We start from the raw sequence: 17,179 nt of genomic DNA, 5'->3' as shown, positions 1-17,179 counted from the left end.
TGGCAGATTAACGTCTGCCTATTAAAGTTCACCGCTACCGCCCCCAACTCGGTCGCTCATTGCGAGCGGGTTCGTTCGATGGCGTAAAGCGGCCATCCGCGCGGCGACCGCAGGACGGTGAGCTTCGGCCTCGAAGCGGAAATTATTTCCGCTCCACACCCATATTGACTGATGCCCAAAGCCAGGGCACAAAGGTGGCATCCACGGCCGCTCGCGATGGAAAAACAGAGGGAATTCAAAGGCGATTTCATTAAGTCTCTGAAATCATGTGAGAATCCAGGTTCCCCAGCCAAACTCTTTCAAAAACAAGTGCAGTAACATGATCGCGCCGGCAAGCGTGTGTTTTGCGCGCACTGCGCCGCCGCCTTGAGCGCCTCTTTCAAAAAGACACCAACGCGTTCGCTGCCTTCACGTCAGATGCCGTGCAAGCTCGATACGCCTTCAGATTGCATTAACGATGTTTGCTTACTCTTCGGCAGGGTTTCCAGCGGGGTGGGCAGATGTTTCGGGCAAACAGTTTTCTTGTTTTTCTTTTGTCGAGCGCACCGCTCGCAGCAGCCGCCGATATTGACGGGCCGCTGGTCGGGACGGGCGACTACTATGAGGCGCCGGTCGAACAACCGTCTCTTGGCGTCACGGGATACATCGAAGGCGCCTATGGAAGCGTCATCGATTCGCCCGGCGATATCGATGCCGATGCCTGGGCGCTGCGGGGCGCCGTCAACTTCGACGCGGGCGGCGGCTTCAATCTCCAGACGGATCTCGGCTACACCAGCGCCTCGATCGAGGACGCCAGCACGAATAGCTACAGCGGCACCCTGCACGGTTACTACCGCGACAGTGTCTATGCCGTCGGCGCGTTCGTTCAGGCGGCGCGTCTCGATGCAGGGTTCGACAGCCACATCAACGACTATATGGGCGGCATCGAAGGCGCTTATTTCCAGGATACGTGGACCATTCACGGCGCGGCCGGCTACGGCCAGGCGCGGTGGGAAGGTTTGGACGCCGATCATTACATGGTCGCGCTCGGCGCCCGCGTCTATGCCACCGACCATATACGTTTCGATCTCGACGGCGCGCTCGACCGCATCACCGACAGCGGCATCGACTACGACATCAGTAGCCTGAAGCTGACGGCCAACTATCGCCCTGCATACTTCCCGGTCACCGTGTTCGGCGGCTACAAGTACGCCAACGAGGAGATTTCCGGTTTCGGCTCTTCGGTGTCGGGCGACACCAGCACCATCTTCGGTGGCCTGCGGTTCTCCTACGGGACGAACAGCATCAAGGAAGAAGAGCGCCTGGGACCGATCTGGTCGAACAACACCCGGTCATTCTGACCGCAAGGCCATTCGTTGTGTGGCAACGGCTTCGGCGTCCATAGAGGACGTCGCATGCCGAACATCGCGACGAATTTCTGCCGAACCGGGCTTGCCACCATGGCCGGCACGGCCGCTCCAAGCCCCGGTGCGCAATCAATCAGGTGATGCTTGGCAAGCCCGAGATCGCAGGCTCCGGCGCGGCAACACTTGCGAAGGCGACCGCCTCGAACTTCCAATCATCGCTTGTGCGCCACGATGTAGGGACTGTTGTCGTTACCCCTGGCTGCGTGATCTTCCGTTGCAACGATATCGAAGCCCGCAGCATCGATGCTCCGGCACAGGTCCGCAGCCCGAAAGATGCCGGTATAGGGCGCTTTGCCCAGCGCGCGCATCGCCGGCAACAGGGCATGCCGGATGAGAGGGTTCATATCGCCGATGCAAGGTGTCTTGGAAATGAACTGGCCGTTCCTTGCAAGCAGGGCGTAGATACGGCCGAGCGTGCCGGGCAGGTCTCGCAGCAGATGCAGATAGTTGAACCCAATGACGACATCGAACTGCATGTCGGTGGGTGACAGCATGTCGGCGGTCGCGGTGCGGAAGCTCAAGCCCGCGACGGGGTCGACGGCGCGTTTTTCCTCGGCGATCGCGATCATTTCGGTCGAAAGATCTGTCGCGACATAGCTGTATACGTGGCCGGCAAGCTCGAGCGCCGTCGTCCCGGTGCCGCAGCCAAGCTCGAGGACCCTGTCACTTGATCCCAACAGCGCGCGGGTTCGCTCCAACGTGCACTGATATCCGGCGCGGTCGACAATCTTGCCGGCTGCGTACGCCCGCGACGTCCGATTCCAGAAGCGGGCTTCGGTCTCCGTGCTCATCGTGGGTTCTGCCTTTCCAGTGCGGAGTTGGTTGGTGCGCGAAAATTGCGCAACCAGCCATGCGCTCATCAAGACCACATGAAGCGGACGTGTCGATTTGAATGAGACCGCCGACATCTTGTCAACGCCGCTTGCAACTGCCACGCTAGTCCTTGCGTGATTCACCGTTACATATGGGAGGGCACATGGCTCATAAGTTCGAGATCTACAAAGACAAGGCCGGCGAGTACCGGGTTCGCTTCAAGTACAACAGCGAAGTGATGTTTTCGACCGAAGGCTACTCAAGCAAGGCCAGCGCTCAAAACGCTATCGATTCGATCAAGAAGAACGGACCGGACGCACCTGTTGAAGACAACAGCCAGGCCTAAGCCGTACAGTCACATGAAGGGCCCGCCGATGAAGATCGGCGGGCCCTTCGTCGTTTAGGCCGGCCACCTTGCCAAGCGGCTGATCTGGACGCTGGATTCGGGCTGCATGGGCAAGCAGCAAAGGGCGATGTTAAAGCAAGCCGCGCCTGGCGAGGTTGCGCATCAGCGCGGCCGTGCCGAAGGTCCAGGGCGGGCAGTCCGTCGACAGGCGCACGGTGTTCGTCAGGCTGCCGAGTTCGGCGTTTGAAATCGTCACGACGTCGCCGATCCTGTGGGTAAAACCCTGGCCCTTCTCGTCGCGGTCTTCGACCGGGGCAAACAGGGTCCCCATGAACAGCATCAGTCCATCGGGGTACTGATGATGCGGCCCGATGGTCTGGGCAACGAGGTCGAGCGGATCACGACTGATCTCTGCCATGCTGCTCGCTCCCTTCAGGCGGTAGCCATCGGCGCCTTCGACCAGCAATTCGAGTTCGGCCCTTCGGACATGATCGATCGTATAGGTCTCGTCGAACAGGCGAATGAAGGGCCCGATGGCGCAGGAGGCATTGTTGTCCTTTGCCTTGCCGAGCAGCAGGGCGGAGCGGCCCTCGACGTCGCGCAGATTGACATCGTTGCCGAGCGTCGCGCCCTTGACGGCGCCGTCGGAGGCGACGGCCAGCACGATTTCCGGCTCCGGATTGTTCCAGCGCGAGATCGGATGGAGCCCGACCTCCGCCCCTGAGCCGACCGAAGACAACACCTGCGCCTTGGTAAAAACCTCCGCATCCGGGCCGATGCCGACCTCAAGATATTGAGACCAGACGCCCTCCTCGATCAGCGCGGCCTTGACGCGCGCCGCCTCGGGCGAACCGGCCTTCAGGTTGCGCAGGCTATCGCCGATGACGGCGGTGACGCGCGCGCGGATCGCCTCGGCGCGAGCGGCATCGCCGGCCGCCCGCTCTTCGATGACGCGTTCGATCATCGAGCGCGCAAAGGTGACGCCGCAGGCTTTCACCGCCTGGAGATCGCAGGGGGCAAGCAGCCGAATTCTCGAGCCCTCTCCCTCGGCCGCGAGCAGATCCGTCACCGACGCAAGCCGTTCACCATCCAGCTGGCGGATATGGGCGATCGGGTCGGGAAGCTCCAACAGGTCGCGCATGGTGGGCGCCAGTTTCGAGGTGATGTCGACAATCGCGCCATCCCTGATGGTCACGAGCGCCGGACCGTCGACATCGGAGCGCCAGACACGTCCGACAAAGGTTCCGCTTCGGTATGCCTCAAGCGTCATGATCGCCCCCCCCAAAGAGACGACTTTCTTGCAGCGAAAACAGCGGGCTGTAAAGCGTGCGCGATCCAACCGGTTGTACCCGATGGAACATTGCAAGTTTTCGCGCGTTTTTGTTGCAGAACGCGTCCAGTCGAGCATGCAGGTTCGCAACGACAGGTTTGCGGCCGCACAATCCGGTCCCCGGTCCTTGCCGAGGCCGTTCCGGCCAGACAACACCCATAGCCGGTGGACGCCCAGAAAGGATGTAAACGCGATGAATCAACATGAAGAGTTTAAGGAAAAGCCGCTCGTCGACCCGGTGACAGGTCAGCCGACACCGCTGCCAAACGATCCCGCACCGGTCCGCTCCGGGCGTAGCAGCTGGCCGCTCGTCATCATCCTGCTTGCCGGCCTCGTGCTCGCCCTGATCGCTTGGCTGCCGGCCGAACTGTCGCGGGATACGACGGAAACGGCAACGCCACCGGCCACGACAGACCAGTCGACATCAGGCCAGACGGCGACCCCGCCAGCAACGGATACGACGACCACGCCGCCGGCAGACACGACCACCGCGCCGTCGGGCGGAACGATGACCGCTCCGGAAGCGACGCCGCAGCAGAGTACGACGCCGCCGGCAACGGATGGCACGACTACACAGCCTGCACCGGCGCAGTAACGGTTCTGTCGCCATGCTTTGCCTTTGCCGGAAGCATCTCTTCCGGCAAAGGTCTGCTATTGCGTCCTTCGAAATGACAAGACGGCGCGGGGCAGGCACATAAGTTGGGCCAGGATCCATGCGGTCTGAAGACCAGCTAGGCGGGCCGACGCCCGCGGAGGCATCGACGGCCGAAATTACCCTTGAGCCTTCGTCGCTACGCCCGCTACCATTGTGTCCCATCCCGCCGCACAACAGTCGGCGATCGCCAGGAGGGTCTGGCGCGTCGCTCCGTCGCGGGCATGAATCGACATCCCGTGTTGGATCGCCGTCACATAGGCGGCAACCGCATCGCAGTCAGTGCCCTCAGGAAGATCGCCCTCCGCCACGCCACGCTTGAGGCGGCTCTGCAAGGCGACCTGCTTTTCCAACCGTCGGGCCTTCAGACCGTCGCACACCGCCGGTTCGCCACCCTCCATCTGCGGAGCCGAAAGCACGACCATGCAGCCCCGCGGTTCTGCCCATTGGGTGAAATTCTCGGCCGATCGTCGCAACAGGTCGTGGACCGCCTCCTTTGCCGTCGGCGCGCTGTCGAGAAACTCCCAGATGCCGGCGCCGTCGGTGCGGCCATAGAGATCGACAGCCTCCAGGAAAAGTTTCGCCTTGCTGCCGAAGGCGGCATAGAGGCTCGGCGGGTTGAGCCCCATCACCCGGGTGAGGTCGGCAAGCGAAGTGTTGTCGAAACCCTTGTCCCAGAAGATTTCCATGGCACTTTTCAGCGCTTCGTCCCGTGAAAAGGTGCGGGGTCGGCCGCGGCTGGACATCGCCTGAACTCCATTTTGTATCGAGCAATACATAAATGACTTGACAGGATGAAGCAAGTCGACATCCTTATATGTATCGATCACTACAAATATGGAGCTGGACGTGACGAATTTGAAGGACAGGATAGCGTTGGTGACAGGCGGCGCGCGCGGCATTGGTGCGGCGATCACCAGGCGGCTGGCAAGCGAGGGGGCCGTTGTTGCCATCACCTATGGCCAATCGCAGGCCAAGGCCGATGCGCTGGTTGCCGAAATCGAGCAATCGGGTGGCAAGGCGCTCGCCATTCGTGCCGACAACCGCGACGGCGAGGCGGTGGAAGCCGCCGTCAAGGCGGTCGTCGAACGGTACGGACGCATCGACATTCTCGTCAACAATGCCGGCATTTATGAAGCGACCGCCATCACCGAGGTAACGGCGGAGGATTTCGATCGCACGGTGGACATCAACGTGAAGGCGGTGGTGCTGGCCACGAGCGCTGCGGCCAGACACATGCCGGATGGCGGGCGCATCATTTCGGTCGGCAGCAATCTGGCCCAGCGCGTCCCCTTTCCGGGCATCAGTCTTTATGCGCTCAGCAAGTCTGCGCTCGTCGGCTTTACCAAGGCGGTCGCGCGCGACCTCGGGCCGAAAAGCATCACCGTCAATATCGTCCATCCCGGCTCGACCCATACCGACATGAACCCGCAGGATGGCGCGCATGCGGATCCGCAGCGCGGCCTGATGGCAATCCCCCGCTTCAACGATGCGGACGAAGTGGCGGCTCTCGTCGCCTGGCTCGCTGGATCGGACGCGCGTGGCGTAACCGGTGCCGAATTTACCATCGACGGCGGCACCAACGCCTAGAGCGCCATCTGCGCGGATGCAGATCAAATGCAAAGAGGCCGGATGCGATGCTTCCGGCCTCTTTTGTCGATCGGAACAACGATCAGGAGAAGAAGCGCTCTGGCCGATAGGGCGCGATATCGATCACGGTCTTCTCTCCGGTCATGGCTTCGGCGAGTGCCCGGCCGGTGACAGGCCCGAGCGTCATGCCGTGATGGGCATGCCCGAAGGCAAACCACAGGCCCTGATGCCGCGGCGCCTTGCCGATGATCGGCATCATGTCGGGCGTGCAGGGCCGAGCGCCCATCCACGGCTCCTCGTCGCGGCGCTCCGCCAGCGGGAAGAATTCACGCGCCACGCGCTCGGCGCGGGTGAGCTGCACCGGTGTTTTCGGCGCATCGCGCCAAGCAAATTCCGCACCCGTCGTCAGGCGGATACCGCGTTGCATCGGCGCCAGGAAATAGCCCTTCTCTGCGTCCAGCACCCAGTTGTTGAGCTGTGCGCCCTCTTGAGTTCCGTAGTGCATGTGATAGCCGCGCTTGACGGCAAGCGGGAAGTGGTAGCCGAGCTTGCGCGTCACGGTATCGGCCCAGGGGCCAAGCGCAACGACCACCTCATGCGCCTCAAGCGGACCTTCGGGCGTTGCCACCCGCCAGCCTGGGCCTTCAAGGATGTGCTCCACCGTTGCCGCGTCGCCGGAAACGAGACGCCCGCCGAGCGACTGGAAATAGGCAAGATAAGCCTTGTTGAGGCTGTGCGGATCGCGGATAGACCAGGGATCGCTCCAGCGCAGGCCGCCGACGAGATCGGCCTTGATGGAAGGCTCGATCGTCTTCAATTCGCTGGTCGAGAGCTTCTGGTGATTGACGCCGAAACCGGCCGACAGTTTCTCCGCATCCTTGTAGGCGGCGTCGCGTTCCTTCTCGGTGCGGAAGACCTTCATCCAGCCGTCCTTGCGGATCAGGTCGCCGGCGCCGGATGCGTTGATGAGATCCTCATGCTCGACGATCGAATGTTCGATCAGCGGGGCATACATGTGGGCGATACGCTGGTGCTGGGTGAAACCCGAATGCCACCAGTAGCGCGCCAGGAACGGCACCAGGCCCGGCAAGGCGCGGATGTGGTAATGCGCATCGATGGTGTTGTTGAGCGCGTAGCGGAACAGCGCTCCGAAATCATGCGGGAAACCGTAGGGAAACACACCCTCGCGCTGGATGAGCCCGGCATTGCCGTAGGATGTTTCTTCGCCTGCACCGCGGCGATCGAGCAGCACCACCGATTTGCCGCGCCGCGCCAGGTGGATGGCGGTGGATATGCCGACGATGCCGGCGCCGAGAACCACTACGTCAGTCTTCATATCCCACTGCCTCGCTCCTCGATCCCTACCGGCCACGGCGCCATTCGCCGCCGGGGCCAAACGCTACTTCTTCTTCAGTCCAGTCATGATCTGCTCGAGATAGCCGAGCAGAACTGCCGAAACCACGAAGGCAAGATGCATGATCGTCGCCCACATCAGCTGCTGGTTTGTATATTGCTGCGTATTGAGGAAGATCTGCAAAAGATGGATCGACGAGATCGCGACAATCGACGAGGCGACCTTGATCTTGAGGCTGCCGGCATCGAGCTTGCCAAGGAAGGAGACCTCGGCGTCGGCCTCGTCGAAGCGGCTGACGAAATTCTCGTATCCCGAGATCATCACCATGACGATCAGGCTCGCCACCAGCGCGGCATCGATCAGCCCGAGCATCGCCAGGATCATCTGGGCATCGTCGTAGACGAAAACCATGCCGGCAATCTTTGCGAGCTTGTACATGAACGAGATTCCGTAGAGGCCCAATGCTGCAACAAGCCCGAGATAGAAGATGACCAGCAGCCAGCGACTGGACAAGATGATCCGCTCTACGAGGAGCTCCAGCGATTTCATGGTGTTCGCATTCCTTTGGTGCGCGTCAGATCCGTTTCGGCATGAATAGCCAAGCACATCTGTGAGGGCAAGGGATGTCGCGGACCGTGACCGAACACGCGAAAGGGACGAAGTCTTTCGACATTCGTCCCTTGTTCATGTCCAGCGAGAGGATCTTTCCCTGGATCAGGTCCTGCGCATCAAGCCTGCAACCAGCGAGATCACCAGGAAGGCCAGGAACAGGAAGAACAGGATCTGCGCGATACCTGCGGATGCGCCAGCAATACCGCCAAAACCAAGTACACCGGCGATAATCGCCACCACCAGAAAGACGAGAGCGTAGTAAAGCATAGGATATCTCCTTGTGTGCGTCGCTGGAGAAGAAACGTCATGATCCCGGACTTTGTTCCGGCGCATCCGTAAAGATGGAAAAAATCTTCGACCCTGCCAAATGAGGATCGAAACGATCTATTAACCACAATCATCAAATCAGTTTCGAAATGGCACAGCCGAGACGAATTCCGCCAGGAACCTTCGAGATAGTCCTACGTTGTTCCCTCAAGGAATAAAGCAGGTTCGACATGAAGATGCCAATGTCACATATCTGGAAGTCCGCGGCTGAAACGGCACGCCGAAACGCCGAACGGCCGGACAGTAATCTTCACATCGGTAGAACGATGCGTGATCTCTACGCACACAACGCAGACAAACAGAGCAAAAACTTGGAAAGTCTTCTTGAGAAACTGAAAAAGACTGAGCCCAAACCGAAGAGATAGTTGCTGCGCAACTGCTCTTTGCGAAGACCACAAAAGCAAACGCCGCTGCGCTTAATTACCGCGGCGGCGTTTGTTTTTCGTTCTGCATGGCTGTGAGACACTCTTGCCAGCGACATAAAGCGGCGGAGGTCGTCGCACTTCTCGATGGCAAGTTCAGTTGCGGAGTTTGGGCTTATCGTCCGTGCGTGTGGCAACAACGTAGGGGCTGTCGTCGGCAATCACTTTGACTTCGAGCTGGCGTGACGGCGTGATCCGCCACTCGATCGTTGCGTCTTCGACGAACAGGGCCGGATCCACTTCGGCGCATTGGCCGTAGGCGCCCTTGAACACCTTCCCGACCTCTTCGATCGATGGCGAAAGCAATTCGTGACATTCTTCGACGGTTTCAAAACCGACGACCGGTGTCGGGACCTCACGGCAGGCGGTACCGCCCTGCATGCAGCCGACGAGGACCATGATGGCAGCGATATGTTCCATTCGCATGCTCCTTCGATCAAAAACTTCATAAGCAAACGATCATGGACCGTATGAAGTTCCATCGGTCGGACCGAAATTTTGTCGTAACCTTGCTGGGCCCTGCTCATTCGGCGCGGCCTTTCACGTCGGTACGATGGGTAACGGCCTGGGCATTGTCGGGCGGAACGGGGCGTCGGGCACGTCTGCGGGCGGTTGCTGCGGACCACCCGCCAAAACGCCGGATCGATGGCAAGTTCCAGGAAGACTTCGCCCAATGGAACAAATCGGCGTGATCGTCGTTTCCATAGCAATAACAAGCGCTGCGCCCGCAGCGATACCACACAGGGAGACATTGATGAGCGGTGCATTCCCGCCCGTTGCGAGCAAACCAAAGGCCGCTAAGTTGATCGTGAGGCTCGGGTCAGGGCTGGTGTCGACAACGGGCGCCTGCCTCGGTGAGCGGCCTCATTGTCGTCATTCTGTTCGTCCTCATTCCCCGCAAACGGCCTAGGCCGAATGCATCCTTCAATGTCCAACAAAGAAAACCTCGGATAGGAACGCGTCATGAAGAAGATACTTATTGTAGCAAGCCTGATCCTCCCCCTCGCGGCCTGCACGCAAACGGAGAAGGGTGCGGCGATCGGCGCGACCGGCGGTGCGATCATCGGCGGTGCCGCAACAGGCAATGTCAGAGGCGCTGCCGTGGGTGCCGCCGTCGGCGGTGTCGCCGGTGCGCTCATCGGTAACGCCAATGAGCCTGGGCGCTGCATCTACCGCGACCGCTACGGCCGCCGCTACGAAGCCGCCTGCTAAGGCAAAAACGTCTCGAGAGAGCGACAGAAACGGGCTTTGGCCCGTTTCTCATGCCTTTGACGAAAGCGTCTCGTCGACCCGCGTGTGCGCCTCGGCATCATCCAACTTTTGCAAAAGGTCGATGAAGAGGTCGGGTACGGGCTCCTGTTCGATAGTCCGATAGAGCGCCTTCAGTTTCGAGCCAATCAAGCCATTCGGATCCAAACCGCTTTCGGCCTTCGCTCTTCCGCCCTCCTTGGCACTGCGTTCGTCCACAGGATCTTCCATCCCACCTATCCCCACGTCGCACGGCGCTCGAAACACCTCGAGCGCGCATCGCTGTTGCCAGCTTCCCATAGGCCGAAAAACGTGTTCAAAACATTCACGTCTTTCGCGGGATGTCCATTGTCCTCAGAAAACAAGCGAATCACATCAGACCCAAGGAAGTACTTAATGTCACTTTCGACCCGTATTGCGCCACACCTTCCCTTTCTGCGCCGTTACTCCCGCGCCGTTACCGGTTCGCAGGCTGCCGGCGACGGTTATGTGGCTGCAGTTCTGGAAGCGCTGATCGAAGACATCAGCCTTTTTCCCGACGGTTCCAACGACCGGATCTCCCTCTATAAGCTGTTCTGCTCGCTGTTCGAGAAAGTCTCCATCGACCGGACCGGGAACGTCTCTCCCTTCGCCTGGGAGCAGCAGGCAGCGGCCAATCTTTCGCTGATCGCGCCCGCAGCGCGCCAAGCCTTTCTGCTCGTCTCGGTCGAGGGCTTCTCGATTGCCGATGCCGCCGAGATCATGGGGCAGAGCCAGGCGGCGTTTTCCAAGCTGCTGACGGTTGCTTCTGAAGACATATCGCGCCAGGTGGCAACCGAAGTTCTGATCATCGAAGACGAACCGCTGATCGCACTTGATATCGAGGACATGGTGACGAGCCTCGGCCATCGCGTGACCGGCATCGCCCGCACGCACAAGGAAGCGCTCGATCTCTATCACAAGACGGCCCCGAAGATGGTGCTGGCCGACATCCAGCTTGCCGACGGCAGCTCGGGCATCGACGCCGTCAACGAGATCCTGAAGGACGCGGCAGTGCCGGTGATCTTCATCACCGCCTTCCCCGAGCGGCTGCTGACCGGCAAGCGGCCGGAACCGGCCTTCCTGGTGACCAAGCCCTTCAATCCGGATATGGTCAAGGCGCTGATCAGCCAAGCGCTTTTCTTCGACGAACACGCCCGCTCGACCCGCGGATAATTACACAGCTCGGGCGCATCATGCCGGCAGCTGCCGTTCGGGCGGCTGCTCGCGCACCTCTTCGAAAATCGTCATGGCGATCAGCGACAAGGGCAGCGCCAGCATGGCGCCGACCGCGCCCCACATCCATGTCCAGAAGATGATGGCGACGAAGACGAGGAACGGGTTGACCTCGAGCCTGTTGCCCAGGATCGACGGTATCACCAGATTTTCCATGACGAGATGAACCACGAAGAACGTGGCAGCCGGCGCCAACGCCAGCAGAATGGCGTCATGCGTCATCAGCCCGCCGACGAGCAGCGCCAGCGTCATCATTGTAACGCCGAGATAAGGAATGAAGCTGGAGACGAAGGCGAACAGCCCCCAAAGCGGCGGCATGGCCAAGCCGCCGACCAGCGCGATGATCATGGTGACGACGCCGAGGGCCAGATAGATCAGGCTTGCTATCGAAAAATACTGTGCCAAGGCGGTTTCGATCGCGTTCATGATCCGGATCGTGCTCAGGCGTCTTTCTCGGCTGGTAAAGGCAAGAATGATGGTTCTGCGCAAATGCAGGCGCCCCAGCAGGAACAGCCCGAGTGCTGCCAGAAAAATCAATGTCTGGACCAAAGCGGGCGTCAGCCCGCCGGCGACGGCGCCGAGCACAGGGGCGGCATTTTTCATGACGGTATCAGCGAGTGCTTCGCTGCCGGTGCCTTTCGCCACCGCCAGGCGGAGCCACTCGAAGCGTTCGATGAACGGCAGCACGCGCTCGACCACCCCCTCCGCCAGGGCCGGCGCCTTTTGCGCCAGCTCCGTGATCGGTCCGAGCAGGACGCTGACCACCGATGCAAGACCAAGCACGAAGACGAGCGCCAGCAGCAGCCCGCCGATGATTGGCGGCAGGCCGAACTTTGACAGGCTGTCGGCCGCGCGCCCGAGCACGATACCGACGACGACGGCCAGCGTGATCGGCATCAGAATCGTTTCCATCGAGTAGACAGCGGCCGACCCGGCAATCACGAACAGGCCGATGATGCTCCAGGCGACCATCAAATCGATGCCGTCCCGCTTCGGTTCAGCGGGCAAGGCCGCTTCGGCCGTGGCCGTTTCCTCCTCGGCGATGCGTTTCAGCTTGTAGTAAGCAGCCGTGTGGCCGGATGTATCCAATGCCGTCCCTCGCCTCTTTTTGTCACGCGGACACCTTTCGGCATACCTCGTCGTTCAGTGTCGTTCCGGTGGAAACACGTGCAAGGTCAGCGACAAGAGCCCGAGACCGAGGACGATGACGAGCAGCGTGTGCGCTACGCCGGTGGCGGTGTCCGGGACGAAGCCGAAACCAATCAATAGACCTGCGAAAGCAAGCACGCAGATCCGCGGCAGCCAGTAGAGCATCGAATGCCCTCCCATGTTTTTGTGGAACTGAAGGTAAACGTGCAGACTGGCGAATGGTTCCTGGACGAGGGAATGCGGGGGCAGGTCCGGCAAAAGAAAACGCCGCCGTGCGCAGGGCACGGCGGCGGAGATGCAGTGTGGCGGCAAGACCGCTCGGTTTTGGCAAGCGACTGAAAGCGCGTCGCAATCTTTCAGATGCGATTGCTGTGCCTTAGGCGGCGGCTGCGACGACGATGACTTCGACGAGGTATTCCGGGGTTGCGAGCTTGGCTTCGCCGGTCGCGCGTGCCGGGGTGTTGCCCTGGGGTGCCCAGGCATCCCAGACCGAGTTCATCTTCGGGAAGTCAGCCATGTCGGCGAGCCAGATGGTGGCCGAGAGGATGCGGGTCTTGTCGGTGCCGGCGAGCGCCAGAAGACGGTCGACTTCGGCAAGCGCCTGCTTCGTCTGGGTCACGACATCGTCACCGGCATTGCCGACCTGGCCGGCGAGGTAGACGGTGTTGTTGTAAACCACGGCCTGGCTCATCCGGGGGCCGGTTTCGAAACGCTTGATTTCCATGATCGTGTTCCTGAAGTTGGGCCGAACGCTGAATGGTCGGCCGAAAAGCGGCTGCCCGCCGCCGGAAGGCGAGAAGTGAATGGCGGCGCGAAAGCTCTACACCATCGGCCCCTCAAGGCCAAGAAGCCGGGGAACTCTTTCCCCGGCCTCCGCTTTTGTCAGACGCTGCCGATAAGGCTCAGGCGGCCTGCTTCTTGGCAAGCCGTGCCTTGATGCTGGCAACGTCGGCACGCGGCGTCGCTGCAAACAGGGTCTTGGTGTAGCTGTGCTTGGGATCGGCAAAGACTTCGTCGCGGCTGCCGTATTCGACCGCTTCGCCGAAATACATCACCATCACGTCGTCAGCGATGTAGCGCACGACCGAGAGGTCGTGGCTGATGAAGACGTAGGTCAGCTTGAGCTCGTCCTGCAGATCGGCGAGCAGGTTCAGCACCTGAGCCTGGACCGAAAGGTCGAGCGCCGATACTGGCTCGTCCAGCACCAGAAGCTTCGGGTTGAGCATCAGCGCGCGCGCAATGGCGATACGCTGGCGCTGGCCGCCGGAGAACATGTGCGGATAGCGGTTGAAGTGCAGATCGGTGAGACCGACCTTCTTCAGCATCGTCATTGCCCGGTCGCGACGCTCGTCAGCCGGCGTATCGGTGTTGATGACCAGCGGCTCCATCAGGATATCGCCGATCTTCTGGCGCGGGTTGAGCGAGCCATAGGGGTTCTGGAAGACGATCTGAACCTTGCGGCGCATCTCCGGCGTCATGTCGCCCTTGGAAATGTCGATCTTCTTGCCTTCGATTAGCAGATCGCCTGCGGTCGCCGGATCGATCAGGGTGAGGATGCGTCCAAGCGTCGACTTGCCACAACCGCTCTCGCCAACGATTGCGAGCGTCTTGCCTTCCTCCACGCTGAAGCTCACGCCCTTCAGGGCGTGAACGGTCTTTGCCTTTTTGATAAGGCCTCCAGGGATGTGGTAGTCGCGCACCAGGTTGCGCGCTTCGAGGATCACGCTCATTGGGCCGCTCCTTCATCGACGAAGAGTTCGGAGATCGTCGGCAGACGGTCGCCGGTTGCGTTGTCAGGAAGGGCAGCCAGAAGTGCCCGCGTGTAGTTGCTCTTCGGGTTTTCGAAGAGCGTCAGCACGTCGGCCTCTTCCATCTTGCGGCCCTTGTACTGCACGACGACCCGGTCGGCCGTTTCGGCAACCACGCCCATGTTGTGCGTGATCATGATCAGGCCCATGTTGTGCTCGGCCTGAAGCTTCATCAAGAGGTCGAGGATCTGCTTCTGGATCGTCACGTCGAGCGCGGTGGTCGGCTCATCGGCAATCAGCAGCTTCGGATTGCAGGCAATCGCAATCGCGATCATCACGCGCTGGCACTGGCCGCCCGACATCTGGTGCGGATAGTGGCCCAGCCGCTCGGCCGGATCGGGAATGCCGACCGCTTCGAACAGTTCGATCGCCCGCTTGCGGCAACCGGCTTTGTCGAGACCGAGGTGAATGCGCAGCACCTCCTCGATCTGGAAGCCGACCGTGAAGCACGGATTGAGGCTTGCGACCGGCTCCTGGAAGATCATCGAGATATCCTTGCCGATGATCTTGCGCCGCTCGTTCGCCGACATGCCGAGCAGGTCACGGCCGTTGAAGGTGAGCTTGTCGGCGGTAACCTTCGCCGTCCAGGGCAGAAGACCCATGGCAGCCAGCATCGACACGGACTTGCCCGATCCGGATTCACCGACGATCGCGAGCACTTCGCCTTCATGGACCTTCATCGACACGCCGTTGACGGCGCGGAAGGGACCGGAGGCCGTCTGGAATTCGACGACCAGGTTTTCGATTTCGAGAAGCGCCATGATCAGGACCTCTTCAGCTTGGGATCGAGCGCATCGCGCAGGCCGTCACCCATCAGGTTGATCGCCAGCACCGTGATCAGGATCGCGATGCCAGGCAGCGTGACCACCCACCAGTGGCTGCTGATGAACTCGCGCGCTTCGGCGAGCATCGTGCCCCATTCCGGTGTCGGCGGCTGGGCGCCCATGCCGAGGAAGCCGAGCGCGGCGGCGTCGAGGATGGCGCTCGAGAAGGAGAGCGTCGCCTGGACGATCAGCGGTGCCATGCAGTTCGGCAGGATCGTCTTGAACATCAGACGACCGTGGCCGGCGCCGGCAACCTTGGCGGCAACGACATAGTCACGGGTCTTTTCGCTCATGACGGCCGCGCGGGTCAGGCGCACGAAGTGCGGCTGGAAGACGAGCGCGATGGCGATCATGGCGTTGACGAGGCCCGGGCCGAGAACGGCCACGAGCACCAAAGCGAGCAGCAGCGACGGGAAGGCAAGGATGATGTCCATCACGCGCATGATGACGGTATCGACCCAGCCACGGAAGTAGCCGGCGATGACGCCGAGCGCGATGCCGCCGACGAGCGACAGGGTCGTGACGATGACGCCGACGAACAGCGAGAAGCGGGTGCCGTAGATCAGCCGGGACAGCATGTCGCGACCGACGGCGTCCGTGCCGAGCAGGAAGCCGGCGCGTCCACCCTCCTGCCAGATCGGCGGGACCAGCACCGCATCGCGGTACTGCGCCACCGGGTCGTGCGGGGCGACCCACGGCGCAAAGACCGCGAGCAGAACGAGGAAGACAAAGAACACGAGGCCGATGACGGCGCCACGGTTCTCGGAGAAATAATACCAGAACTCGGCCAGTCGCGCCCGGCGGGACGGATCGGTCGAAACGGTGCTTGTTGCAGCAGCTTGAGACATGACGCCCTCCTTAATGCCGGATGCGCGGATTGATGAGACCGTAGAGCAGGTCGACGATGAGGTTGACCAGCATGATCACAGCAGCGATGACCAGGAGGCCGCCCTGGATGACCGCGTAGTCGCGACGCGAAACCGAATCCACCATCCACTTGCCGATACCCGGCCAGGAGAAGATCGTCTCGGTCAGGATCGCGCCGGCGAGCATGACGCCCACTTGCAGGCCGATCGTGGTGATAACCGGGATCATGGCATTGCGCAGCGCATGGACGCCGACGACCCGGAAGGTCGAAAGGCCCTTGGCGCGCGCCGTGCGCACGTAATCTTCGGAGAGAACCTCGAGCATCGCCGAGCGCGTCTGGCGCGCGATGACCGCAAGCGGGATGGTCCCGAGCACGATCGTCGGCAGGATCAGGTGGCTGACCGCCGACTTGAAGGCGCCGGCCTGGCCGGACAACAGCGAGTCGATCAGCATGAAACCGGTGACCGGAGGGAAGAAGTACATCAGCGAGATGCGGCCCGAGACCGGCGTCCACTGCAGCATGCCGGAGACCAGCATGATCAGGAGCAGGCCCCACCAGAAGATCGGCATGGAGAAGCCGACGAGCGCCGTACCCATCATCGCCTGATCGACGGCGGAACCGCGCTTGATCGCCGCGATCACGCCGGCGGGAATGCCGAGGATGATCGCAAACAAGATCGCGCAAAGCGAAAGCTCGACGGTTGCCGGGAACAGATCGAAGAACTGGTCGAGGACCGGTTTCTTGGTAACGATCGACGTACCGAAATCACCGTGGAGCACGCCCCAGAGATAATCGAGGTACTGGACGACGATGGGCCGGTCGAAGCCAAGCGCGTGCGAAATTTCGGCATGTCGCTCCGGCGACATGACACGCTCGCCCGAAAGCAGACCCACCGGATCGCCCGGCAGCAAGCGAATGAAGGAAAAGGCGATGATGGAGACACCGATAAACGTCGGTATCAGGACAGCCAGTCGCCCCAAGAGAAATCGGAACATGTTAAACCCCGCGCCATGTTGCCGCGGCATTGTATCCCGCCGCTGGCACCACTGCATGCCTTCCCACCTTGACGGCGAAACATGCAGTAAGTCGAAATGCCACAGCGACCTTGTGCGCTCCAGCTGGAGCTCGGGTCGCTATAGTGGATGCAAAGAGGGGCGCTTGCCCTTGGCAAACGCC

At 61.1% G+C, this 17,179-nt stretch carries 21 protein-coding genes; 6 read left to right on the top strand and 15 right to left on the bottom strand.

All coding sequences use genetic code 11. The features are described from left to right. Positions 1 to 500 precede the first annotated feature (500 nt). Positions 501 to 1,340, top strand: coding sequence for a porin family protein (locus AC07UR_RS03400; RefSeq protein ID WP_209787418.1), 840 nt, complete (start codon positions 501 to 503; stop codon positions 1,338 to 1,340). Positions 1,341 to 1,558: 218 nt separating this feature from the next. On the opposite strand, the gene AC07UR_RS03395 is transcribed toward AC07UR_RS03400, so the two are convergent. Beyond that, a complete protein-coding gene (locus tag AC07UR_RS03395; protein WP_209787420.1) occupies positions 1,559 to 2,197 on the bottom strand; it encodes a class I SAM-dependent methyltransferase in 639 nt (212 codons plus the stop codon). A 185-nt stretch (positions 2,198 to 2,382) separates the two neighbouring features. Here AC07UR_RS03395 and AC07UR_RS03390 point away from each other — a divergent pair, with 185 nt between their 5' ends. Then, a complete protein-coding gene (locus AC07UR_RS03390; protein ID WP_053250386.1) occupies positions 2,383 to 2,565 on the top strand; it encodes a YegP family protein in 183 nt (60 codons plus the stop codon). 130 nt (positions 2,566 to 2,695) lie between these two features. Here the strand turns inward: AC07UR_RS03390 and AC07UR_RS03385 are convergent, their stop codons facing one another. Then, on the bottom strand, positions 2,696 to 3,835 hold the full coding sequence (locus AC07UR_RS03385) for a fumarylacetoacetate hydrolase family protein (protein WP_209787422.1): 1,140 nt from the start codon (positions 3,833 to 3,835) through the stop codon (positions 2,696 to 2,698). Positions 3,836 to 4,088: 253 nt separating this feature from the next. Here AC07UR_RS03385 and AC07UR_RS03380 point away from each other — a divergent pair, with 253 nt between their 5' ends. Beyond that, on the top strand, positions 4,089 to 4,490 hold the full coding sequence (locus AC07UR_RS03380) for a hypothetical protein (protein WP_173419080.1): 402 nt from the start codon (positions 4,089 to 4,091) through the stop codon (positions 4,488 to 4,490). A 176-nt stretch (positions 4,491 to 4,666) separates the two neighbouring features. Here the strand turns inward: AC07UR_RS03380 and AC07UR_RS03375 are convergent, their stop codons facing one another. Continuing rightward, positions 4,667 to 5,293 carry a TetR/AcrR family transcriptional regulator gene (locus tag AC07UR_RS03375; protein WP_209787424.1) on the bottom strand — a complete coding sequence of 209 codons (627 nt, stop codon included), beginning with the start codon at positions 5,291 to 5,293 and terminating at the stop codon, positions 4,667 to 4,669. A gap of 97 nt (positions 5,294 to 5,390) precedes the next feature. On the opposite strand from AC07UR_RS03375, the gene AC07UR_RS03370 reads away from it, so the two are divergent. Next, entirely contained in the window at positions 5,391 to 6,137 is a 747-nt protein-coding gene (locus AC07UR_RS03370) for an SDR family NAD(P)-dependent oxidoreductase (RefSeq protein WP_209788506.1), read from the top strand. 82 nt (positions 6,138 to 6,219) lie between these two features. Here the strand turns inward: AC07UR_RS03370 and AC07UR_RS03365 are convergent, their stop codons facing one another. From AC07UR_RS03365 to AC07UR_RS03350, 4 genes are all read right to left on the bottom strand, one after another. Beyond that, complete coding sequence (locus AC07UR_RS03365) at positions 6,220 to 7,473, bottom strand: NAD(P)/FAD-dependent oxidoreductase (protein ID WP_173419077.1); 1,254 nt, start codon at positions 7,471 to 7,473, stop codon at positions 6,220 to 6,222. Between the two features lie 63 nt (positions 7,474 to 7,536). Beyond that, complete coding sequence (locus tag AC07UR_RS03360) at positions 7,537 to 8,040, bottom strand: TIGR00645 family protein (protein WP_173419076.1); 504 nt, start codon at positions 8,038 to 8,040, stop codon at positions 7,537 to 7,539. Between the two features lie 165 nt (positions 8,041 to 8,205). Beyond that, a complete protein-coding gene (locus AC07UR_RS03355) occupies positions 8,206 to 8,370 on the bottom strand; it encodes a DUF1328 domain-containing protein (RefSeq protein ID WP_037105882.1) in 165 nt (54 codons plus the stop codon). Positions 8,371 to 8,948: 578 nt separating this feature from the next. Next, positions 8,949 to 9,272 (bottom strand): hypothetical protein, encoded by a 324-nt coding sequence (locus AC07UR_RS03350; protein WP_209787430.1) that lies wholly within the window; start codon positions 9,270 to 9,272, stop codon positions 8,949 to 8,951. 543 nt (positions 9,273 to 9,815) lie between these two features. Between AC07UR_RS03350 and AC07UR_RS03345 the strand changes: the two genes are divergently transcribed. Further along, positions 9,816 to 10,064, top strand: a complete 249-nt coding sequence (locus AC07UR_RS03345; RefSeq protein WP_173419074.1) for a YMGG-like glycine zipper-containing protein — start codon at positions 9,816 to 9,818, stop codon at positions 10,062 to 10,064. Between the two features lie 48 nt (positions 10,065 to 10,112). On the opposite strand, the gene AC07UR_RS03340 is transcribed toward AC07UR_RS03345, so the two are convergent. Continuing rightward, positions 10,113 to 10,331: a NepR family anti-sigma factor gene (locus AC07UR_RS03340; protein WP_209787432.1), complete on the bottom strand. Its 219-nt coding sequence runs from the start codon at positions 10,329 to 10,331 to the stop codon at positions 10,113 to 10,115. 165 nt (positions 10,332 to 10,496) lie between these two features. Between AC07UR_RS03340 and AC07UR_RS03335 the strand changes: the two genes are divergently transcribed. Then, positions 10,497 to 11,294, top strand: coding sequence for a response regulator (locus AC07UR_RS03335; RefSeq protein ID WP_173419072.1), 798 nt, complete (start codon positions 10,497 to 10,499; stop codon positions 11,292 to 11,294). A gap of 18 nt (positions 11,295 to 11,312) precedes the next feature. Here the strand turns inward: AC07UR_RS03335 and AC07UR_RS03330 are convergent, their stop codons facing one another. The 7 genes from AC07UR_RS03330 to AC07UR_RS03300 form a co-directional block, all read right to left on the bottom strand. Continuing rightward, positions 11,313 to 12,443 (bottom strand): AI-2E family transporter, encoded by a 1,131-nt coding sequence (locus tag AC07UR_RS03330; protein WP_173419071.1) that lies wholly within the window; start codon positions 12,441 to 12,443, stop codon positions 11,313 to 11,315. Between the two features lie 54 nt (positions 12,444 to 12,497). Then, the gene (locus tag AC07UR_RS03325; protein ID WP_171986904.1) at positions 12,498 to 12,668 is read right to left on the bottom strand and encodes a hypothetical protein; all 171 of its coding nucleotides are present in this window, start codon (positions 12,666 to 12,668) and stop codon (positions 12,498 to 12,500) included. Positions 12,669 to 12,879: 211 nt separating this feature from the next. After that, complete coding sequence (locus AC07UR_RS03320) at positions 12,880 to 13,227, bottom strand: RidA family protein (protein ID WP_025426006.1); 348 nt, start codon at positions 13,225 to 13,227, stop codon at positions 12,880 to 12,882. A 178-nt stretch (positions 13,228 to 13,405) separates the two neighbouring features. Beyond that, positions 13,406 to 14,233: an ABC transporter ATP-binding protein gene (locus AC07UR_RS03315; RefSeq protein ID WP_209787434.1), complete on the bottom strand. Its 828-nt coding sequence runs from the start codon at positions 14,231 to 14,233 to the stop codon at positions 13,406 to 13,408. Further along, positions 14,230 to 15,072, bottom strand: coding sequence for an ABC transporter ATP-binding protein (locus tag AC07UR_RS03310; protein WP_209787437.1), 843 nt, complete (start codon positions 15,070 to 15,072; stop codon positions 14,230 to 14,232). The genes AC07UR_RS03315 and AC07UR_RS03310 overlap by 4 nt, the downstream gene beginning before the upstream one ends. Before the next feature lie 2 nt (positions 15,073 to 15,074). After that, positions 15,075 to 15,983 (bottom strand): ABC transporter permease subunit, encoded by a 909-nt coding sequence (locus AC07UR_RS03305; RefSeq protein WP_209787439.1) that lies wholly within the window; start codon positions 15,981 to 15,983, stop codon positions 15,075 to 15,077. A gap of 10 nt (positions 15,984 to 15,993) precedes the next feature. Then, positions 15,994 to 16,998: an ABC transporter permease subunit gene (locus AC07UR_RS03300; RefSeq protein WP_112808838.1), complete on the bottom strand. Its 1,005-nt coding sequence runs from the start codon at positions 16,996 to 16,998 to the stop codon at positions 15,994 to 15,996. Positions 16,999 to 17,179 lie beyond the last annotated feature (181 nt).

The sequence above is a fragment of the Ensifer sp. GW821-FHT05G01 genome (genome assembly GCF_059419585.1).
This window is presented reverse-complemented; position numbering and strand designations above follow the sequence as displayed.